This is a genomic window from Bacillus sp. HY001 (assembly GCF_007558965.1).
Taxonomy (GTDB): Bacteria; Bacillota; Bacilli; order Bacillales; family Bacillaceae_G; genus Bacillus_A; species Bacillus_A mobilis.
Genome location: NZ_VLTE01000196.1, coordinates 1 through 2,377 on the forward strand (window position 1 = coordinate 1; position 2,377 = coordinate 2,377).

2 protein-coding genes are annotated in these 2,377 nt (G+C 35.5%); one reads left to right on the plus strand and one right to left on the minus strand.

Features of this window, described 5'->3' with window-relative positions:
* A partial coding sequence (locus FOT98_RS30380) for a cytochrome P450 family protein (RefSeq protein WP_144291225.1) occupies positions 1 to 1,137 on the minus strand: 1,137 nt, incomplete at its 3' end.
* A 719-nt stretch (positions 1,138 to 1,856) separates the two neighbouring features.
* Between FOT98_RS30380 and FOT98_RS30385 the strand changes: the two genes are divergently transcribed.
* A partial coding sequence (locus FOT98_RS30385) for an aminoglycoside 6-adenylyltransferase (protein WP_186292148.1) occupies positions 1,857 to 2,377 on the plus strand: 521 nt, incomplete at its 3' end.

Below are 2,377 nucleotides of genomic sequence, written 5' to 3' on the forward strand. Positions count from 1 at the left end.
CTGTAGCAAAGTGCCTAATGCAATTTGTCCTTCTAGTCGCGCTAATGGAGCTCCCAAACAGTGATGTATACCAGCTCCAAAGGCTAAATGATTATTCTCTTCCCGTGAAATATTCAATTCTTCTGGATAGGAAAATTTCTGTGGATCAATATTTGCAGCAGTTAGAGAGAGTAGAACTAAATCACCTTTGCGAATCCTCTTTCCATGTATTGTCATATCTTCACTAGCAAGACGGCTAATAAACATAACCGGGCCGGAATAGCGTAATAGTTCATCAACAGCGGAAGGAATCAGGGAAGGATTTTCCCTTAGTAAATTCATTTGTTCAGGATGTTGAAGTAATGCGAGTACACCATTACTGATTAGATTAACTGTCGTTTCATGTCCAGCGATAATGAGCAGCCAAATTGTCGAGAGAAGCTCGTTATTACTCAACTTGTCTTCTTGCTCTTTTGTTTGAACGAGCTCGCTTATCAAATCAGCAGCAGGATTTAGACGCTTTTCGTTAAGCAATACCTCGATGTATTGAATAAACTTTTCAAGTGTTGTTGTAACTGCATTTCCTTGACTAGGATTCACAGAGGCGTTCATGAGTATTTGTGTCCATTCACGGAACTGGTTTCGATCAGTGGCGGGAATCCCGAGCATCTCTGAAATAACAATAATGGGTAGTGGGTAAGCAAAATCTGAAATAATATCCATCTTTCCGTGTTCCTGTACAGCAACCAACAATTCGTCGGCAATTTGCTGAATACGGGGACGAAGATCTTCTATCATACGTGGTGTAAAGGCTTTAGAGACTAGACGGCGTAGGTGAGTATGATCAGGTGGATCTACCGTAAGCATATTCGGCATATTCATCAACCAGTCAAACATTTTACTCGCAGCTGTATTTCCCGAATTTGGGTGTTGCTTATCATGGGGTGATGTGAATTTCCGTAAATCTTTGATAAAACGAGAATCTTTCAGAATAGTAATCACGTCATCATAGTGTAATGCGACCCATGTCCCTCCCATGCCATAAAAGTCATCAATTTGAAAAAAACGCTCTTGTTGCTTGATGAGATTTTCATAAAACATAATGGGATTACGCATGGTTTCCGGCGAATTCAAATCCTTAAAAGTAAGTTTTTTCACTAATATCCTCCTTATCATTATAACTATTGAATGATCTGAAATTACATGTCTCTTTACCATACTATTCTATAATCCTTCATAATACAAAATGACACATCCGATTCCTAAACACAAGAAACACTAATACGTTTTCCTGTATATTTCTTCCGGAATATACAAATATAGATTCTATTACAACCTAAGTGGGCCACCATACATGTTAAGAAAACAGATTTACCCAAAAAGAAAAAATGAGCTTTTTTATTACAAGTTAGCACAAAATTTCATTTTTAGGGTAGTTGTCTTCTCTTAGTTTGATGGCAATGGGGTAGCATCACATCGGCATCAAGCTAAAAAATTGTATCCATAAAACTAAAAAAATGCTATTCTTTTTGTAGAAATATACAGAAAGGATGGCGTTTCTTTATGAATCTTTCGATTTTTGACGAATTTCAACTGATTGCTGAAGAATTATAACGACATATGTCTCTTCATGTTCTAGAACACCTAGCCAAAGAAAAAGGATTCGTTCAGCGAAAGGGTGCTTATCTGGAGCAAGGGTAAGCGGTCGTTTTCAATTTTAGAGTCATATTTTGGAATGATTTTCTCTATTCGGAATGGATATTTAAGTAACGGTTGAATGAGATTTTGATGAAATGTATAAAAGTAACGAGGCAGAATAATTTAACAAAAAGCACTAAATAGTAGTGATGTTATGGTAGTGAAAAGGGGGAATTTAAATGCGTAATGAAAATGAGATGATGTCTCTTTTTGAAAATATTGCTATGAATGATGATAGGATCAGATTATCAGTTCTTGAGGGTTCCAGGACTAACAAAAACATTCCTAAAGATGATTTTCAAGATTATGATATTTCCTTTTTTGTATCGGATATAGAGTCCTATAAGAAAGATGATTATTGGCTCGAAATATTTGGTGACCTAATTTTTATGCAAAAACCAGAAGATATGGAGTTATTTCCAGCAGAGCTAGGAAATTGGTTCAGCTATATTATGTATTTTAATGATGGCATAAAGATTGATTTAACTTTAATTCCTCTAAATGAAATAGATCAGTATTTATCTGACGCAGATGGTTTAGTGGAAATTTTGATTGACAAAGATAAACACATTAATGAAAAAATTGTTCCAAATGACAAGAAATATTGGATTAAAAAACCATCTGAGCGAGAGTTTGATGATTGCTGTAATGAGTTTTGGTGTGTATCAGCTTATATAGCAAAAGGCTTTTATAGGAAAGA